The following is a 16667-nucleotide window of genomic DNA, read 5'->3' on the forward strand; positions in this document are numbered from 1 at the left end:
CATCATGAGTACTGTGGCAAAGCGTGTTCGGCGCGGACTCGCCGTAGCGGCTGTCAGCGCCGGCATCGCCGTGAGCCTCGTCGGTACGGCGTCCGCGGCGCCGGCCGGCAGCGTCGTGATCGACACCGGCCAGCTGATCGTCACCGGCACGAACCATGCCGACAACATCACCCTCAGCGTGCCGGCCGCCGACACGTCGGTGGTCGAGATCGACTTCGGTGACGGTACGCCGAAGCGCGTCGTGAAGCGGGCCGATTTCGGCCAGATCCACGTCGACAGCCGGGGCGGCAACGACACCGTACGCATCGACTACGGCGCCGAGGTGCAGCCGGCCACGATCATCGACACCGGGAACGGCAACGACACCGTGTTCGGTGGCAGCGGCAACGAACTGATCCGCACCGGCGCCGGCAACGACAGCGTCGACGGGAACCGGGGCGCCGACACGGCGCAGCTCGGCAGCGGTCGCGACACGTTCACCTGGGATCCGGGCGACGGCAGCGACGTCGTCGAGGGTGGCCGCGACCAGGACACGATGGTGTTCAACGGTGCGGCCGTCGCTGAGAAGTTCGTTGCCTCTGCCAACGGTTCGAGGATGCGGTTCACCCGGGACGTGGGCAACATCGTGATGGACACCAATGATGTCGAGCGGCTCACGCTGAACGCCCTCGGCGGCGCCGACACCGTCACCGTCGGCGACCTGCGCCGTACCGATGTCCGGAAGGTCACCGTCGATCTCGGTGCACAGCTCAACACCAGGGGCGGCGACTCGGCGATCGACGCGGTGACCGTGACCGGTACTGCGGGCAGGGACCACATCCGCGTCTCCGGCTCCCACGGCGACGTGCGGGTGTCCGGACTGCATGCCGACGTACAACTGAAGGACGCGGAACCCACGGACCAGCTCACCGTCGACACGCTCACCGGTAAGGACCGGGTTTCGACCGGCGGGCTCGCGCGGGGCACGATCGCGCTCAGCATCCTCTGAGCACTCTGCCCGGCGTCCGCTCCCCCGGACGCCGGGCACTGGGCCGCTGGGCGCTGGGCCGGCCGGCGCAACTTTGGTCTGACTCCGGGCATCAGGACAGGTGAGGGCCTGCAGCGGAAGGGCGGTCATCCGTCTCCTGGGGCTGCCGCCGGGCGCTGAGCACCAGTCCGGGGGAGGACAGAGATGAATCGAACGCTCGTCGCAGGAGCCGTCGCGGCAGTACTCGCGGTCGGCTTCCTGCCGACAACAGCCGGCGCGTCGCCGCGCGCCGCGGCCGAAGCCTGTGCGGTGGATCTGGGATCGGTCACTGCCGGCGGCGACAGCTGGACCCAGATCATGGCCGCGACCTCACCGCCGACCCGCACGTACGACCACATCGTCGGAAAGGACGTGTATCCGGACGGTCAGGTCCGGCTCAGCGCCACGATGACCGCCGACGCGAACGCGGCCGGCCCCGAGCCCAGCGGCTATCTCGTCCTGGGCGACGCCCTGTACAAGAGCTTCTACGCCGTCAACTTCGCGGACGGCGAGATCCTGCGCTCGGGCCTCAACCGGATCGGCGGAGGCTGGTCCGGTTTCACCGCCGTCGACCAGTCGACGTACTCCGCCGGCTCCTTCTACCGAACGACCACGTACGGTCTGAGCGGCGACGGCGTGCTCTTCCGCTGGACCGTGGATACGCAGGGCGTGTGGCGGAACAAGGCGTCGTACCCCGGCTTCTCCGCGGTGAAGTCGATGGCGCTGATCAGCCAGACCCGGACCTACGACACGTTCCTGGCCAACACCCGCGCCGGGGCGCTGTACACGATCCACATCCCGACGGCGACGCCGATGAAGCCGGTCGTCAAGCTCGTCCGCGGATCGACCTGGCAGGGCTTCGAAGCGCTGGTCGCCGAGAGATGTGGTCAGTACGGGACGCTGCTGCTCGGCATCGACAAGGAATCCAAGTCCGCCTACTTGTACGCCGTCGGCCACGCGAACGGCACCGCGACCGTCATCCAGAACCGCGGCAAGATCCCGGTGAGTCTCGACGACCCGGTGTACTTCCACTGGACCGGCCCGGCCGCCGCCCCGCCGTTCGGAGAGTGACGCCGCTACGAGACTTTCGCGCCGGCATGTAGGGCCAGGCCGTCGGTGGCGGCGATGTCGGCGCGGAACCAGCCGCCCGAGTCGACTGTGTACGTCGGACCGCTGCAATGGCCGGGTGTGTAGTCGCCGTGGAAGACGTCGCAGTACACCCCGGCAGGGAGGTCGGTGTGGAAGCTGCGGCCGGTGAGCGCGGAGCTCTCGTCGTTGAGGACGAGGTACCCCTTGGTGCCGCGGCCGAAGGCGATCGCGTCGTTGCCGTTGTCCCACCACTCGGTGACAGCCGTCCCGCGGACGGAGTTGTGGAAGCCGACCATGTTCGCGATCACGCGCCACTCGTGCTCGCAGCGCCACCGGTTCGTGAAGCACGTCGTGTCGACCGTCTGCCCGGTGCTCGTCGACGGTGGGCCCTCGTCGTTCGAGCTGTACTCGTAGCTCGACATCACCTTCGGCGTACCGTACGTCCACGCCAGCATGAACGCGTTCGCCATCGCGTACCGGCCGTTGTCGCGGAACGTCAGTACGCCGCTCCCCCGCTGCGTGTCGTGGTTGTCGGTGAACACGACCGCGTGATCTGACGCCAGCGGCTCGGCGAACGTGTGCAGATACGCCAGTCGCTCGGTGTTGAAGATCTTCGCGAGATCCGTCCCGTACCGGAACTCCAGCACGTCACCGTTACCGACGTACTCGTCCGGGGTGATCGGCTCGCCCGCGCCGTAGATGACCTCCTGATAGAGGTACGCCGGACGCGACAGCTTCGCCTTGATCGCGGCGATGTCCGCGGCCGCCATGTGCTTCGAGGCATCCAGCCGGAACCCGTCGACCCCGATCGACAACAGATCGTTCAGGTACGCCGCGATCCGGCCGCGCACGTAGTCGGTGTCGGTCGCGAGATCCGCCAGGTCGACCAGCTCGCAGTTCTGCACCTCGTACCGGTCGTTGTAGTTGACGATGTCGTCGTTGCCGTTCCGCCCGCAGTGGTGGAAGTCCTGGTTCTGGTAGATCCCCGGGTAGTTGTAGTGCGTGTACGACGAACCCGCGCTGCCGGCTCCACCGGACGAGCCGCCGGTCATGTGGTTGATCACCGAATCGACGTACACCTTGACGCCCGCTGCGTGACAACTGTTGACCATGGCAACGAATTCGGCGCGGGTGCCGCGGCGGGTGTTGTCGATCTTGTAGCTCACCGGCTGATAGTCCTGCCACCAAGGGTACCCCGACGCCGGCAGCACGACATGCTCCTGCGGCGGCGAGACCTGCACAGCGCCGTACCCCTTGGGACCGAGCACCGCGCCGCACTCGCGGCCCACGCTGTTCCAGTTCCATTCGAACAACTGGACGATGACGTCCCGATCTCCGCTCGGCGCAGCCTGCGCGACCGGCACGCTCAACCACACCATCGACAAACTGGCCAGCAGCACGAGCACACGGCGAATCATCAGCACTCCCTAGGGGCGTCGGGAAACTTCATCAAACCAGACCGATTCCTTTTCGTCGCGGGGTCGGTCTACCTGACATGGAAATGCGAGCGCTGAAGCAGATGTCTTTCGACGGGCCTCGGGACATGCGACTGGTCGCCGATACGGCGGTGCCGGTGCCTGGGCGGGGTGAGGTGTTGATTCGGGTGGCCGCGGCGGGCATCAACTTCGCCGACCTCTCGAAGAGTTACGGCCTCTTCGGTGGCGGGCCGAAGCCGCCGTACCTGGCCGGGTTCGAGGCGGCTGGGGAGATCGTGGCGGTGGGTGACGGGGTGAGCGAGGCGCGCTTGGGAGAACTCGTCGTCGGGATCGGGGACGGTGCGTTTGCGGAGTACGTGGTGTTGCGGACGGCGGTGCCGGTGCCTGCGGGGTGGACAGCGCAGGACGCGCTGGGGTTGGTGGTGAATTGGCCTACCGCGCTGGCTGCGCTGACGACGCTCGGCCGCGTTGCCGCCGGAGAGACCGTGATGATCCACGCGGCCGCGGGTGCGACCGGGCAGGCGGCGGTGAAGATCGCCAAGCATTACGGCGCTACGGTCATCGGCACCGCGTCGCCGGGCAAGCATGAGGTCGTGCTGGCGCTGGGAGCCGACCAGGTGCTCGACTCGCGGAGCGATGCGCTCGCGGCCGACGTACTGCGGCTCACCGGCGGCGTCGATCTGGTTTTGGAGACGGGTGGGACCTTCGAAGCCAGCCTCGCGGCCGCCAAGCGGGTCACTGGTCGGGTCGTCGTCATCGGAGCGGCAGGCGGCGAGGCTGCGATCACCAACTGGGACCTCGTGTACAGGCATCAAGTCCAGGTGATCGGCTTCAACCTCGGAGTACTCATCGAGACCGCGCCGCACATCTTCGGCGAGCTGTTCGGGCTCGTCGCCGCCGGTGTCCTGTCCCCCGATCGACCCACCACCTATGACCTGGCCGACGGACCGAAAGCGTTGGCGGAGCTGGAAGCCCGCGCGACCGTCGGCAAGCTGGCCCTGCTGCCTTGAGACAATTGCGTATGGGCTCGGACGAGCAGTTCGCCGCGGACACCGAGCGGTACCGCCGCGAACTGCTGGCGCTCTGCTACCGCATGGTCGGCTCGGCGCACGACGCCGAGGACCTGGTGCAGGAGACGTACTTGCGAGCCTGGCGCTCGTACGCCGGCTTCGAGGGTCGCGCCTCGATCCGCTCCTGGCTCTACAAGATCGCCACCAACGTCTGCCTGTCGGCTCTCGACTCGCGACAGGGCCGGATGCTGCCATCAGGTCTGGCAGGCCCGTACGACGGACCCGACCGCCCACCGCTCCCCGCCGTACCGGGCGAGGTCTCGTGGCTCGAGCCTCTCCCGGACAGCTGGATCGCCCCGGCCGCCGACGATCCGGCCGCGGTGGTCGTCGCGCGTGAGTCGGTGCGGCTCGCGCTGATCGCCAGCCTCCAGCTCCTGCCGCCGCGCCAGCGCGCGGTCCTCATCCTGCGCGAGGTCCTGGCGTTCCCGGCGACCGATACCGCGGAGATCCTCGGCACCACCACGGCAGCGGTCAAGAGCGCCCTGCAGCGCGCCCGCTCGACGCTCGACGACGTGGAGCCCGACGAGCTCCTCGAGCCGACCGACCAGCGGGCACGCGCATTGCTCGACGGCTACATCACCGCGTTCGAGCGCTCGGACGCCAACCTGCTGGAGCAGGTACTCCGCGCAGACGCCACGCTCGAGGCGACACCGTTCCGCGACTGGCAATCGGGCAAGACGAAGTGCATCCACCTACTCGAGGCTCATGTCTTCGGCGCGCCGGGCGACTGGACGCTGATCCCCACGACCGCCAACGCCCAGCCCGCCGCAGCCGTGTACCACCGGGGCCAGGCGAGCGGCATCGTCGTACTAACCGCCACCACCACCGGCATCTCCCGCGTGACGGAATTCCAGAACCCCGCCCTAGTCGCGACCTTCGGCTTCCCGTCAGGAATCGAGAAGCGGGAAGGAACCGCGCACCCCTAGCGTGAGTCACAGACAACCACGCGACCCAGGGAGTGAACGATGACGGAGGTACTCGCAGCGCTGCAGGACCGGACCTTCGCGCACGCGACCGCAGCGACGGCGAGCACCTACCCGCCCGAGCGCCGACTGACCGCAGAGCAGCTGACGCGTTATCTCAGCCGTCGCGAGTACGCCGTCGTCGGCACCAGCCGGCCGGACGGTAGGCCGCACGCATCGATGTCGATGTACGTTCGAAGCGGCACCGATTTCTGGCTGCCCGCGGTGGCCGGGTCGATCCGCGCCCGCAACCTGACGAAGAACCCCTGGCTGACCATGGTCATCGCCGAGAACGACGACGAGACGCACGTCGCGGTCATCGCCGAGGGGCCCGCGGACGTCGTACCGCTCGACGACGTGTCCGGCGACGTACGAGCGGCCGTCGACCAGAACTGGCCCGGCGTCTGGAAATGGGTCAACGTCTGGATCGTGCTCCGGACCGAGCGCCTGCTCTCGTACGCCGCCGAGGACGCCCAGCCGTAGTCAGCTGTCCTCTGGTCTGACCTCGAAGTGGGTGACGGTGAGTTCGCGGTCGAGCAGGTAGGCGTCGTCCTCGGGGTAGTACTTCGCGTGCGTGATGTCGTCGCCGGCGAAGGCACGGATGTGGTCGAGGTCGGTCCACCAGCTGAGCGTGACGATCTCGGTCCGGCCGTCGCCGAGATCGCGGGTCAGGAGCTGCGCGCCCTGGTTCCCCGGGGTCCGCCGATAGCCGGACATGCCGGTGCGCTCGACGATCTCGGCGTACTCCGCGGCCTTCTCGGTCGGCACCCAGCCGCGCCACATCCGCGCGATCATGCGGCCGCCGTCAGGAGCGGTCGTAGTGCGAGGGTGGGAACGGATGACGCTCGGTCAGAGGGTAGATCTCGCCCTCGGACTCCTCGCGATCCAGCTCCGCCTTCGCCTCCTCGTAGACCTCCGACTGCGTCACGTCGGTCGGCACCGGTTCGTCGGTCGCCGGCGGGACCTCGTCCGGGTCGTAAGCGTCGACCCCGGCCTCGACCCGCTCCTCCTCGGTCCGGCGATCCAGCTCGTCCTGGTCCGGGTGGATCGCGTCGCCACCACCGTGCTCACGCCGATCACGGTGCACGTTCTCCGAAGTCTCGAAAGGTTCGTCCGACATCGCTCCTCCTCAACCGGGTCCGTCACGAACCACAGTAGGCCACGCCACTACAGGTTGGTCTGGGTCTCCAGCTCATCCGGGTAGCGGCCGCCCTCGATCTCGATCCGGGACGACGCCTCGGTCAGCCGGTCGAGCTCATCAGCGGACAGCGTGACGTCCGCGGCCGCGAGGTTCTCCTCCAGCCGGTGCAGCTTCGTCGTACCCGGAATCGGAACGATCCACGGCTTCCGGGCCAGCAACCACGCGAGCGCTATCTGCGCCGGAGTGACGCCGTTCGCAGTGGCGAAGGACTGCACCAACTCGACCATTGCAACGTTGTGCTGCAGAGCCTCGGCCCCGAACCGTGGGATGCGTGCTCGCAGATCGTTGTCCTTGTCAAAGGTGGTCCCGACCGTACCGGTCAAGAATCCCTTGCCGAGCGGGCTGTACGGCACGAACCCGATCCCCAGCTCCTCACACGTTGCCAGGACCTCCTCCTCGGGACGACGCCACCACAGCGAATACTCGCTCTGCACTGCAGTTACAGGCTGTACGGCGTGTGCCCGCCGGATCGTGCTCGCCGCAGCCTCGGACATCCCGTACCGCTTGACCTTCCCTGCCTCGATCAGCTCCTTCACCGCCCCCGCGAACTCCTCGATCGGGTACGCCGGATTCACGCGATGCTGGTAGTACAGGTCGATCGCCTCGACCCCGAGCCGCCGCAACGAGCCTTCAACAGCGCCCGCAACCTCGTCCGGCCGCAGCATCCGCCCGAGCGGCTTCCGCTCCACCGGATCGATCGCGTTCGCGAACTTCGTTGCCACCACCACCCGATCCAGGTACGGCGCCAGCGCCTCCCCCACGAGCTCCTCGTTCGCATGCGGCCCGTAGGTCTCGGCGGTGTCGAAGAACGTGACACCCAGCTCCACCGCAGCACGCAGAAGCTTGATCATCTCGCCGCGATCCGGCCGCCCGCCGTACCCGCCGGTCATCGTCATACAACCGAGCCCGATCGCCGACACCACGGGACCGCCGGCTCCAAGAGTGCGTTCCTTCATTTGTCCTCCTAGTTGCTCACAGCCCAGCTAACCCCGGCCAGGTCGCAGGCGGGAGGCCGCGCTGAACGGGGTACTGGCAGAACCCCCCTCGCCGGCACCGGCCTGCCAGGCTGCAGTCCTGCACGCCATCTCCGGGCCATGGAGCTGTCCGCAGACGCGCTGGTTCTGCTGGGGAGTTGGGTGGCGACGGGGAGTCACGTCGGGGAAAGTGGCTGACTTTTGGGGGGTGGGCGCGCGTAGGCTCTGGGACAGACGTGCTCGTACCCAAGGGGGGACCCGTGAGCCAGCCTGACACGCAAGCCGAATACCCCGATCAGATCGATGCCGCGGTACTGAAGATCGCCGGTGTGGTGGTGCTCGGGGCCATCATGTCGATCCTCGACATCACCGTGGTCAACGTCGCGCTGCCGACGTTCCAGGACGAGTTCGGGACGCCCGGCAACCCGCTCGCATACTCCACGGTGGCCTGGACCGTCACGGCGTACACGCTCGCGCTCGCGACCGTGATCCCGCTGACCGGCTGGGCGGCCAACCGGTTCGGCACCAAGCGGCTCTACATGACCGCGATCTTCCTGTTCACCGCCGGGTCCGCCCTGTGTGCGACCGCGTCGAGTATCGAGATGCTGATCAGCTTCCGCGTCCTGCAGGGTCTCGGTGGCGGCATGCTGATGCCGCTCGGGATGACGATCATGACCCAGGCCGCCGGTCCGCGCCGGATGGGCCGGCTGATGGCGATTCTCGGCGTACCCATGCTGCTCGGACCGATCCTCGGGCCGATCCTGGGCGGCTGGCTGATCCAGGTGGCGAGCTGGCACTGGATCTTCCTCATCAACGTCCCGCTCGGAGCGGTCGCCCTGGTCTACGCCCGGTTCGCCCTGGCCAAGGACCATGCGGAGCCGTCGGAGACGCTCGACTTCGTCGGTGTGCTGCTGATGTCGCCCGGGCTCGCGCTGTTCCTGTTCGGCATCTCCTCGCTGCCGGCCGAGGGCGGCGACTTCGGTGCGCCCCGGGTGTGGATCCCGGTGCTGATCGGTGTGCTGCTGATGGCGACCTTCGTCTGGCACTCGTTCCGGCCGGAGCATCCGCTGCTCGACCTGCGGCTGTTCCGCGACCGCAACCTGACGATCTCGATCATCACGATGTTCCTGTTCGCCGCCGCGTTCTTCGGCGGGCTGCTGCTCGTGCCGACGTACTTCCAGCAGATCCGCGGTGAGTCCACGCTGCACGCGGGGCTCCTGGTGGCGCCGCAGGGCATCGGCGCGATGGTGACCATGCCGATCGCCGGGCGCTTGGTGGACAAGATCCCGGTCGGCCGGATCGTGCCCTTCGGGATCGGGCTGATCGTGATCGGCATGTTCGGCCTGACCCAGATCACCGCGACCACGCCGTACGGCGTGCTGATCGCGATGCTGTTCGTGATGGGTCTCGGGATGGGCGGCACGATGATGCCGCTGTTCACCACGGCGCTGCGGACCTTGCGCGGACCCCAGGTCGCACGCGGCTCCACGCTGCTCAACATCACCCAGCAGATCGCCTCCTCCTGCGGTGTCGCGATCATGTCGGTCGTCCTGACCAACCAGCTCAACAACTCGCCGATCATCCCCGGCACGCAGAACATCCCCGGGCTCGACGAAGGGCTCCGCGAGACGCAGGCAGCGATCCTGTCCAACACGCGCCCCGAGAGCATCGCCCCGCTGCACCTCGACCCGGCCGTGATCGCGCGCGGCCTGGAGGATGCCGCTGCGTCGTTCGCCCACAGCTACTGGGTCGCGTGGGTCCTGGTCGTCATCACCCTGATACCGGCGTTGATGCTCCCGCGGAAGCGCGAGGTCATCAACCTGACCGACCAGAAGGCGCCGCCGGCAGTTATCGACTGAGACCAGGGGTTTCTACTGGGGCGACGCCGGCGCAGGCAGAGCAGCCTTTCACGAGTACACAGAACTCGTGAAAGGGAAGAATATGTCTACGTCAGCGTCCCCCAGGCCCAGTCGGCGCACAGTGCTGTACGGCGGGCTGGCCGCAGGGCTCGCCGTACCGGCCGTCTCGGCGTTGGGCGACCAGGCCGTGGCAGCTCCGGCTGCTGTCGCGTCGCCGTCCGGCTCGACCGCGATCCGGCCGTTTCATTTCACCGCTTCGCGCGACCAGCTCAACGAGTTGCGCCGGCGGGTCGCCGCGACCCGCTGGCCCGCCGAGGAGCTCGTCGCGGATCGCACGCAAGGTGTGCAGCTGGCCACCGGCCAGGCGCTGGCGAAGTACTGGAACAGCCGGTACGACTGGCGCAAGTTCGAGGCCAAGCTCGACAGGCTTCCGCAGTACACCACCGAGATCGACGGCGTGGACATCCACTTCATCCACGTCCGCTCGCGGCACGCGGATGCGATGCCGCTGATCATGACCCACGGCTGGCCAGGCTCGATCGTCGAGTTGCTCGAGACGATCGGCCCGCTCACCGACCCGACCGCGCACGGCGGTAGCGCAGCGGACGCGTTCCACCTGGTCCTGCCGTCGGTCCCCGGGTTCGGCTTCTCCGCTCAACCGACCGAGACCGGCTGGGACACCGGCCGGACCGCGAAGGCGTGGGCCGAGCTCATGCGCCGCCTCGGCTACCAGAGGTACGTCGCCCAGGGTGGCGACGTCGGCGCCGCCGTCACGGACAGCCTGGGCCGTCTCTCGCCGGCGGGTCTGGTCGGCATCCACATGAACCTGTTCGTCCCTGCCCTCGGAGCCGTCAAGTTCCCTGCGACCACGCCGGAGGAGATCGCTGCGTCCAAGGCGGTCGCGGAGTTCGCCCAGACCGGCAACGGCTACATCGTCGAGCAGTCCAACCGCCCGCAGACGATCGGCTACGCACTGGTCGACTCGCCGGTCGCGCTGGCCGCCTGGATGCTCGACCACGACACCGACAGCTACTACAAGATCTCCCGCGCGTTCCGCGGCGGACTGGTCGCCGGCAACCTCACCCGCGACCACATCCTCGACAACATCTCGCTGTACTGGCTCACGGGCACCGGTGTCTCGGCCGGCCGTGCGTACTGGGAGAGCGCGATGGCGCGCCTGACCGGCGGGAGCCAGACGCCGCCGGCGGTCACCGTGCCGGTCAGTTTCAGCGCCTTCCCGGGTGAGATCTTCCAGGCGCCGCGCAGCTGGGTCGAGCTGGTCTACCCGACCCTCGGCTACTACAACCAGCCGGCGCGGGGCGGTCACTTCGCCGCCTGGGAAGAGCCGCAGCTGTTCACCGAGGAGGTTCGCGCAGCGTTCCGATCGCTTCGGTAGTACCTTCCGGCGATACCGTGAGCTGAGACGGGAGGGGAGTCATGCTGCGGATCCGTTTCACCAGCGCGGATCTGGCGCGCGTCCGGGTGGCGAGCGAACCGCATCCGTTGTGGGAGTCGGTGCTGAGCATCAACGGCCTGCAGTACCACAACCTTCCCGCCCGGTACTGGGCCTGGCGCAGCGCGGTGAGCGAGCATCAGGAGATCCTGCGCGCGGCGTACTCCGTCGTGCCGGCGTCGGGGAACTTCGCCGACTTCCTGACGCCGTCCACGCCTTCAGGGCCGGACGCCGACGAGCAGTTCGAGGCGATCCGGCGGGTACCGCGGGCCGTCGTCCGCGACGATCTGGCCCGCACGTACCCGGCCGCCGTACCGACACCGCACTGGGCGGAGCACGTCTACGAAAGCGGTCGGCTCGACCCCGTCGTGCAGACCCTCGAGCGGTACCACCACACCGCCGTAACCCCGGTCTGGAGTGCGATCCGGACCGGCGTCGAGCAGGCGCGACAACGCCTCACCGCCTTGCTGCTGAGCGCCGGGGTCGAGGGCATGCTCGGCGGCCTGCACACCTCGATCCGCTGGCGCGCGCCCGTCCTCGAGGCCGACTACTTCACCGATCAGACGCTGGACCTCGACGGCCGCGGGCTGCTCGTCGTCCCGTCGTACTTCTGCTTCGGCGCGCCGGTCACGTTCATCGACGGCGATCTGCCGCCGACGCTGGTGCTCCCGATCCAGCCGGACGACGAGCCGTTCGACGAGGCGACCGGCGACCTCGACGTACTCGTCCGGCTGCTCGGCCCGACCCGCGCGAAACTCCTGGCCGGCCTGGAGAGCGCCGCATCCACCACCGAGCTCGCCCAGCGCCTCGGCGTCTCCCCCGGCTCGATCAGCCAGCACGCCAAGGTCCTGCGCGAAAGCGGCCTGATCACCACCACCCGCTTCGGCCACTCGGTCAACCACACCCTCACTCCCCTGGGCCGAGCAGTACTGCGAGGGCTCTAGCTCCCCCGATGTCGGCGTTTGTTGAGGTTGTGTTGCAGTGGTGACTGACTGATCAACCTGATGGGGGTCGCGGGGCGTCTCAGCCTGCATTACCGGGGTGATCTGGAAATTCTGGGGGAATTTTCATGGGTGGGTTGCAGGTTCTCGCACGTCCTGATGTTGTTGCGCTGCCGGCGAAGCTGCCGTGGATACGGAGGCTTCTCAAGCATCCACGGCTGATGCAGAGCAATCGGCTGGCTCTGTTGGTCGTGGTTGCGAACGTTGTTGTATTGCTGAGCGGAGTGCATGGGGTCGCCGACCTCGCGCTGGTGGCTCAGGCGAATTTCGCCGTGGGAATTCTCGTCCGGCAACAACTGGTCGTGAATTGTCTTTCCCGTCTGGTGATGCAGGTCCCGAAGTCCTGGCCGCTGCGCGTCCGGTGGGCCTTCGCGAAGGGTTATCACCTGGGCGGATTGCATGTCGGCGGCGCTGTCTGCGGCACCCTCTGGTTCCTCGCGCTGACCGTCGCCGCAATCGGGCAGGTCGGCTCGGCGTTGCAACTCGTGTACTGCGTTCAGGCCGTCCTGCTGCTCACCATCGTGATCACCGCCCGACCGAGCGCCCGCGCCAAACGCCACGATCGCTTCGAGCGCATCCACAGGTACGGCGGGTGGACGCTGTCGATCCTGTTCTGGATCGGCGCGCTCCTGCTGGCAGGCGAACGCCCCGGCCCGCTGCTCGCGGCAATCGCCAGTACGCCGACCGTCTGGGTGCTGGTCGTCACCACACTCAGCTCGTTGGCGCCGTGGATGCTGCTGCGGCGAGTCCCGATCGACGTCATCCGGCCGTCGTCGCATGTCGCCCTGGTGCATTCGCGCTACGGCGGGCCGATGGCCGGCTCGTCGCGCTCCATCGCACGGCATCCGCTGCAGCAGTGGCACAGCTTCGCGGTGATCCCGACGCCCGGCGTACCGGGGTTCCGGATGGCGGTGTCGCGGGCCGGCGACTGGACCGGTGAGTTCATCGACGACCCGCCTTCGCACCTGTGGGTGCGGGGCGTCGCGACCGCCGGCATGGCGAACTACGGCATGGTGTTCCGCCGGGTCGTGTACGTCGCCACCGGCAGCGGCATCGGCCCGATCCTCGCGCACATCCTGGCGAGCCGCGTGCCGAGCAAGCTCGTCTGGGTCACGCGTGACCCGGTGAAGACGTACGGGCAGCACCTCGTCGACGAGATCCTCGCCGCGCAGCCCGACGCTCTCATCTGGGACACCGACGCCTACGGCAAGCCGGACATGGTCAAGCTGGCCTACTCGGCGTACGTCGACACCGGCGCCGAGGCGGTGATCTGCGTGTCGAATCGGAAGGTCACCTGGTCGGTCGTGCACGGACTCGAACAGCTGGGCATCCCTGCGCTCGGCCCGATCTGGGACTCGTAATACTAAGCTGGCGCGATCATGGGGTCGACGATGCCGGACGCCGGGGATCAGTCCCGGTTGCGGCAGCTCAACGAGCGGGCCGTCCTTGCGGCCGTGCGCTCCGCCGGTGACGTGCGGGTCGCGCAGATCGTCGAACAGAGCGGCCTCGGACGCACTGCGGTCGAGGAGGTCCTCGCGAGCCTCGTCACCCGACGCTGGCTCATCGAGGAGAGCCCGGCGATCCGGGGCCGCGGCCGACCGGCGCGGAGCTACCGTTTCCGTGCTGAGGCCGGGCACGTCGTGGGGCTCGACATCGGGGCGTTCTCGGTCCGCGGGGTGCTCACTGACCTGAACGGGCAGACGCTCGCGAGCCGGCGGCAATCCGTGACGCCCGAGACGCCGCGCCTCGAACGACTGGCGGCGGCCGACGAGGTGGTCGCCGCGTGCGCACGTGAGGCCGGTGCGGACGTGTGGGCCGTCGGCGTCGGCACGACCGGACTGGTCGACGCCGCCGGCACCGTCGTACGGGCGAACGCGATCCCCGACTGGGCCGGCACCGACCTCGCGGAGTACTTCGGGCGATCGGCACCACTCGTTGTCGTGGACAACGACAGTCAGCTCGCCGCCCTCGCCGAGCAACGCCGTGGCGCCACGGACATGGTCTTCCTGCACGCGGGCCGACGTACCGGGCTCGCATTGGTGCTCGACGGGCAGTTGCGGCGGGGTGCGTACGGCGCGGCGGCGGATATGTCGGCGCTGCGAGGGGTCGCGTGGGAGGCGGCGCTCGAGCACCTGCATGCCGTCGTACCGGCGGAGGTCCCCGAGATGGACAAGGCCGAGCGGGCGTTCGCAGCTGCCCGCGACGGCGACCGGGCCGCGGTGAACGCCGTACGGAAGTATGCGCGGGCGATGGCAGTCGCGGCCGCAACGGCAATCTCGATCGTCGATCCGCGGCTGCTGGTGCTGGGCGGCGCGTTCTCGCAATCGGCCGACGTACTGATGGAACCGCTGGCCGCCGAGCTGGAGCGGCTGTGCCCGCGCGTGCCGGAACTGCGGGCGTCCTCACTGGGCGCGCTGTGCGTCGCGCTCGGCGCCGCGTCGCTAGCTCTCGACGCCGTCGACGGGCACCTGCTCGCCCGCTCGCGCGGCCCGCTGCCGACGCTGGCAGCGACCAGCCTCGACTCCCCCAAGCGCTGACTCGCGTTCGCCGATTGTTCAGTCAGGCGTTGACGCCTGCCCGTGACGAGGCTATTAATGTCGGAAAGAGGCAATAATGCGCACAAACGCGCGCTCTCCCCCATGAAGCCCCAGGAAGTAGGTTCGCAGTGAACAGACGGATCCGCCGCCGGACGTTCCTCACCACCACCGGAGCCGTCGCCACCGCCGCAGCGGTCGGCGACCTTGCGTACGCCAGCCCCGACGCTCTCGACGACGCCGCAGCCGCGGGGTACGTCGACGTACAGCTGCTCAACATCACCGACCTGCACGGATACCTGCAGCCCACCACTCCCGGCCAGGGCAGCGTGATCACCGGCGCGGGCGGCGTCCAGGTGACCGTCGGCGGCGTCGGCTACATGGCGACGCACCTCAAGCAGCTGCGCGAGGGGCGACGCAACTCGCTCTTCTTCTCGTCCGGGGACAACTTCTCCGGCTGGCCGTTCGAGATCGACGCGCACGCGAACGAGCCGACCGTCGAGGCGCTCAACGCGCTCGGGCTGCAGTTCAGCACGGTCGGCAACCACGAGCTGGACCAGTCGGTCAAGTTCCTCGTCGACCACATGGAACACGGTGCGCCGTACCCGGTGAACGGGCGCGACGACAACTTCGTCGACTCGACCGGTCACCGGTTCCGCGGCGCGAACTTCCGCTTCTACACGGCGAACATCGTGCACGCGGACACCGGCCGGACGATCGTCCCGCCGTACAACATCGAGTGGGTTGACGCGGGAGGCGGGCGGAAGTTGCCGATCGCGTTCATTCACCTCACCGTGATGGACACCCCGACCGGGTCCACGTCGTACCAGCCCGAGCTGCGCGCGCTGTCCGACGTCGGGCAGGCCAACAAGCTGGCCGCGCAGCTCAAGAAGCGCGGGATCAACGCGATCGTCATCAACATCCATGACGGTGGTGTGGCCGGCAACGACTACAACGCAGGTACGAACCCGTCCGGGCCGGTCTTCCAGCTGGCCGCGCAGGCCTCGCCGGACATCGCCGCGATCGTGACCGGGCACTGGCACTGCCGGTTCAACATGATGGTCCCGGACCCGAACGGCGTACCGCGTCCGGTCGTCGAGGCCGGCAACCACGGGTCGCTGATCAACGAGATCAACCTCAAGCTCGACCCGCGGACCGGTCACGTGATCCGTGAGCTCACGACGTCGACCAACCACGCCAATACCCGCGACGTACCGGTCGACGAAGAGCTGCAGTACATCGCCGACTACTGGACCGCGAAGGGCGCGAAGCGCTACGCCACACCGCTGGTGAAGGTGACCGGCGACTTCACGCGTACGCCGAACGCGTCGGGCGAATCGACGATGGGCAACCTGGCCGCCGATTTCGCGTACTGGGACGCGAACCAGCATCGCGACGGACGCGCCGACCTGGCGCTGATCTCGGTGAAGCCGGTGTCGGGCTCGAACGCACTCACCGGCGATCTGCTGTTTGCCAAGGGCACCAATCCGGCCGATGCCGACGGCACCGTTCTGTTCGGCGAGGCCTGGAACGCGTTCGGCTACGGCAACCCGATCCTGACCGTGACCCTGCCCGGCACGCAACTGCACGCTGCGTTCGAAGCGCAATGGGTGGCGCAGGCCAACGGGACGGAGAAGTTCGCGCCGTTCGCGGTCTCGCAGAACGTGAGCTACACCTACGACACGACGAAGCCGATCGGTCAGCGCGTCGATCCCGGTGCCGTCCGCATCGATGGCAAGCCCATCGATCTCAACCGCAACTACCGCGTTGCCGCGCTCGCCTACACGCTGATCGGCGGCGACGGCACCCAGGTCTTCACCGGCTTCACCGACCCGTACCGCAACGATCGCGACCACGAGGGCTTCATCGCCTACCTCCGCGCCCACCCGACCCTGACGCCGTCCGCCCTCGACCGCGCCCGCCCGGTGAGCTGAGTTCGGAGTGGTCTTGTCCGGTTAGCGGTCAAGTCGGCGGAAATCGGTACTTGCCGGTCCGCTGGGCCCTAGGGTGGAAGTGTTCGCCTGGCGGTATACCCCACAAACCGGGCTGACAGGCCGATTGTGCAGACCGCGCGACCCTCAT

General features: G+C 68.2%; 15 protein-coding genes. 11 read left to right on the top strand and 4 right to left on the bottom strand.

All coding sequences use genetic code 11. The features are described 5' to 3' along the window. Positions 1-4 precede the first annotated feature (4 nt). Together ACQPYH_RS24305 and ACQPYH_RS24310 are read left to right on the top strand one after the other, a co-directional pair. Positions 5-988: a calcium-binding protein gene (locus ACQPYH_RS24305; protein WP_432875524.1), complete on the top strand. Its 984-nt coding sequence runs from the start codon at positions 5-7 to the stop codon at positions 986-988. 183 nt (positions 989-1171) lie between these two features. Next, entirely contained in the window at positions 1172-2077 is a 906-nt protein-coding gene (locus tag ACQPYH_RS24310) for a hypothetical protein (RefSeq protein WP_432875526.1), read from the top strand. 5 nt (positions 2078-2082) lie between these two features. Here ACQPYH_RS24310 and ACQPYH_RS24315 read toward each other — a convergent pair whose 3' ends face one another. Continuing rightward, positions 2083-3513 carry an alpha-amylase gene (locus ACQPYH_RS24315; RefSeq protein WP_432875527.1) on the bottom strand — a complete coding sequence of 477 codons (1431 nt, stop codon included), beginning with the start codon at positions 3511-3513 and terminating at the stop codon, positions 2083-2085. Between the two features lie 77 nt (positions 3514-3590). Here ACQPYH_RS24315 and ACQPYH_RS24320 point away from each other — a divergent pair, with 77 nt between their 5' ends. From ACQPYH_RS24320 to ACQPYH_RS24330, 3 genes are read left to right on the top strand one after another with little or no spacing between them, the layout of a single operon-like run. Continuing rightward, positions 3591-4541: a zinc-binding dehydrogenase gene (locus tag ACQPYH_RS24320; RefSeq protein WP_432875530.1), complete on the top strand. Its 951-nt coding sequence runs from the start codon at positions 3591-3593 to the stop codon at positions 4539-4541. Next, complete coding sequence (locus tag ACQPYH_RS24325) at positions 4538-5527, top strand: RNA polymerase subunit sigma-70 (RefSeq protein WP_432875533.1); 990 nt, start codon at positions 4538-4540, stop codon at positions 5525-5527. Before ACQPYH_RS24320 ends, ACQPYH_RS24325 begins: the two co-directional genes overlap by 4 nt. Before the next feature lie 39 nt (positions 5528-5566). Then, complete coding sequence (locus ACQPYH_RS24330) at positions 5567-6046, top strand: pyridoxamine 5'-phosphate oxidase family protein (RefSeq protein WP_432875535.1); 480 nt, start codon at positions 5567-5569, stop codon at positions 6044-6046. Here the strand turns inward: ACQPYH_RS24330 and ACQPYH_RS24335 are convergent, their stop codons facing one another. The 3 genes from ACQPYH_RS24335 to ACQPYH_RS24345 are packed head-to-tail and all read right to left on the bottom strand — an operon-like array spanning position 6047 to position 7720. After that, complete coding sequence (locus ACQPYH_RS24335; protein ID WP_432875537.1) at positions 6047-6358, bottom strand: antibiotic biosynthesis monooxygenase family protein; 312 nt, start codon at positions 6356-6358, stop codon at positions 6047-6049. A 10-nt stretch (positions 6359-6368) separates the two neighbouring features. After that, entirely contained in the window at positions 6369-6683 is a 315-nt protein-coding gene (locus tag ACQPYH_RS24340; protein ID WP_432875538.1) for a hypothetical protein, read from the bottom strand. A 47-nt stretch (positions 6684-6730) separates the two neighbouring features. Beyond that, positions 6731-7720: an aldo/keto reductase gene (locus ACQPYH_RS24345; RefSeq protein ID WP_432875541.1), complete on the bottom strand. Its 990-nt coding sequence runs from the start codon at positions 7718-7720 to the stop codon at positions 6731-6733. Positions 7721-7998: 278 nt separating this feature from the next. On the opposite strand from ACQPYH_RS24345, the gene ACQPYH_RS24350 reads away from it, so the two are divergent. The 6 genes from ACQPYH_RS24350 to ACQPYH_RS24375 all read left to right on the top strand — a co-directional run bounded on the left by ACQPYH_RS24350 (position 7999) and on the right by ACQPYH_RS24375 (position 16519). Continuing rightward, complete coding sequence (locus ACQPYH_RS24350; RefSeq protein ID WP_432875543.1) at positions 7999-9597, top strand: DHA2 family efflux MFS transporter permease subunit; 1599 nt, start codon at positions 7999-8001, stop codon at positions 9595-9597. Positions 9598-9679: 82 nt separating this feature from the next. Further along, entirely contained in the window at positions 9680-10993 is a 1314-nt protein-coding gene (locus ACQPYH_RS24355) for an epoxide hydrolase family protein (RefSeq protein ID WP_432875545.1), read from the top strand. Between the two features lie 41 nt (positions 10994-11034). Next, positions 11035-11994, top strand: coding sequence for an ArsR/SmtB family transcription factor (locus tag ACQPYH_RS24360; RefSeq protein ID WP_432875548.1), 960 nt, complete (start codon positions 11035-11037; stop codon positions 11992-11994). Positions 11995-12212: 218 nt separating this feature from the next. Beyond that, positions 12213-13412: a hypothetical protein gene (locus tag ACQPYH_RS24365; RefSeq protein ID WP_432875550.1), complete on the top strand. Its 1200-nt coding sequence runs from the start codon at positions 12213-12215 to the stop codon at positions 13410-13412. 18 nt (positions 13413-13430) lie between these two features. Beyond that, a complete protein-coding gene (locus tag ACQPYH_RS24370) occupies positions 13431-14588 on the top strand; it encodes an ROK family protein (protein WP_432875552.1) in 1158 nt (385 codons plus the stop codon). A 128-nt stretch (positions 14589-14716) separates the two neighbouring features. Continuing rightward, a complete protein-coding gene (locus ACQPYH_RS24375; protein WP_432875555.1) occupies positions 14717-16519 on the top strand; it encodes a bifunctional metallophosphatase/5'-nucleotidase in 1803 nt (600 codons plus the stop codon). Positions 16520-16667: the final 148 nt, after the last annotated feature.

This window comes from Kribbella sp. CA-245084, from assembly GCF_050942355.1.
Classification (GTDB): domain Bacteria; phylum Actinomycetota; class Actinomycetes; order Propionibacteriales; family Kribbellaceae; genus Kribbella.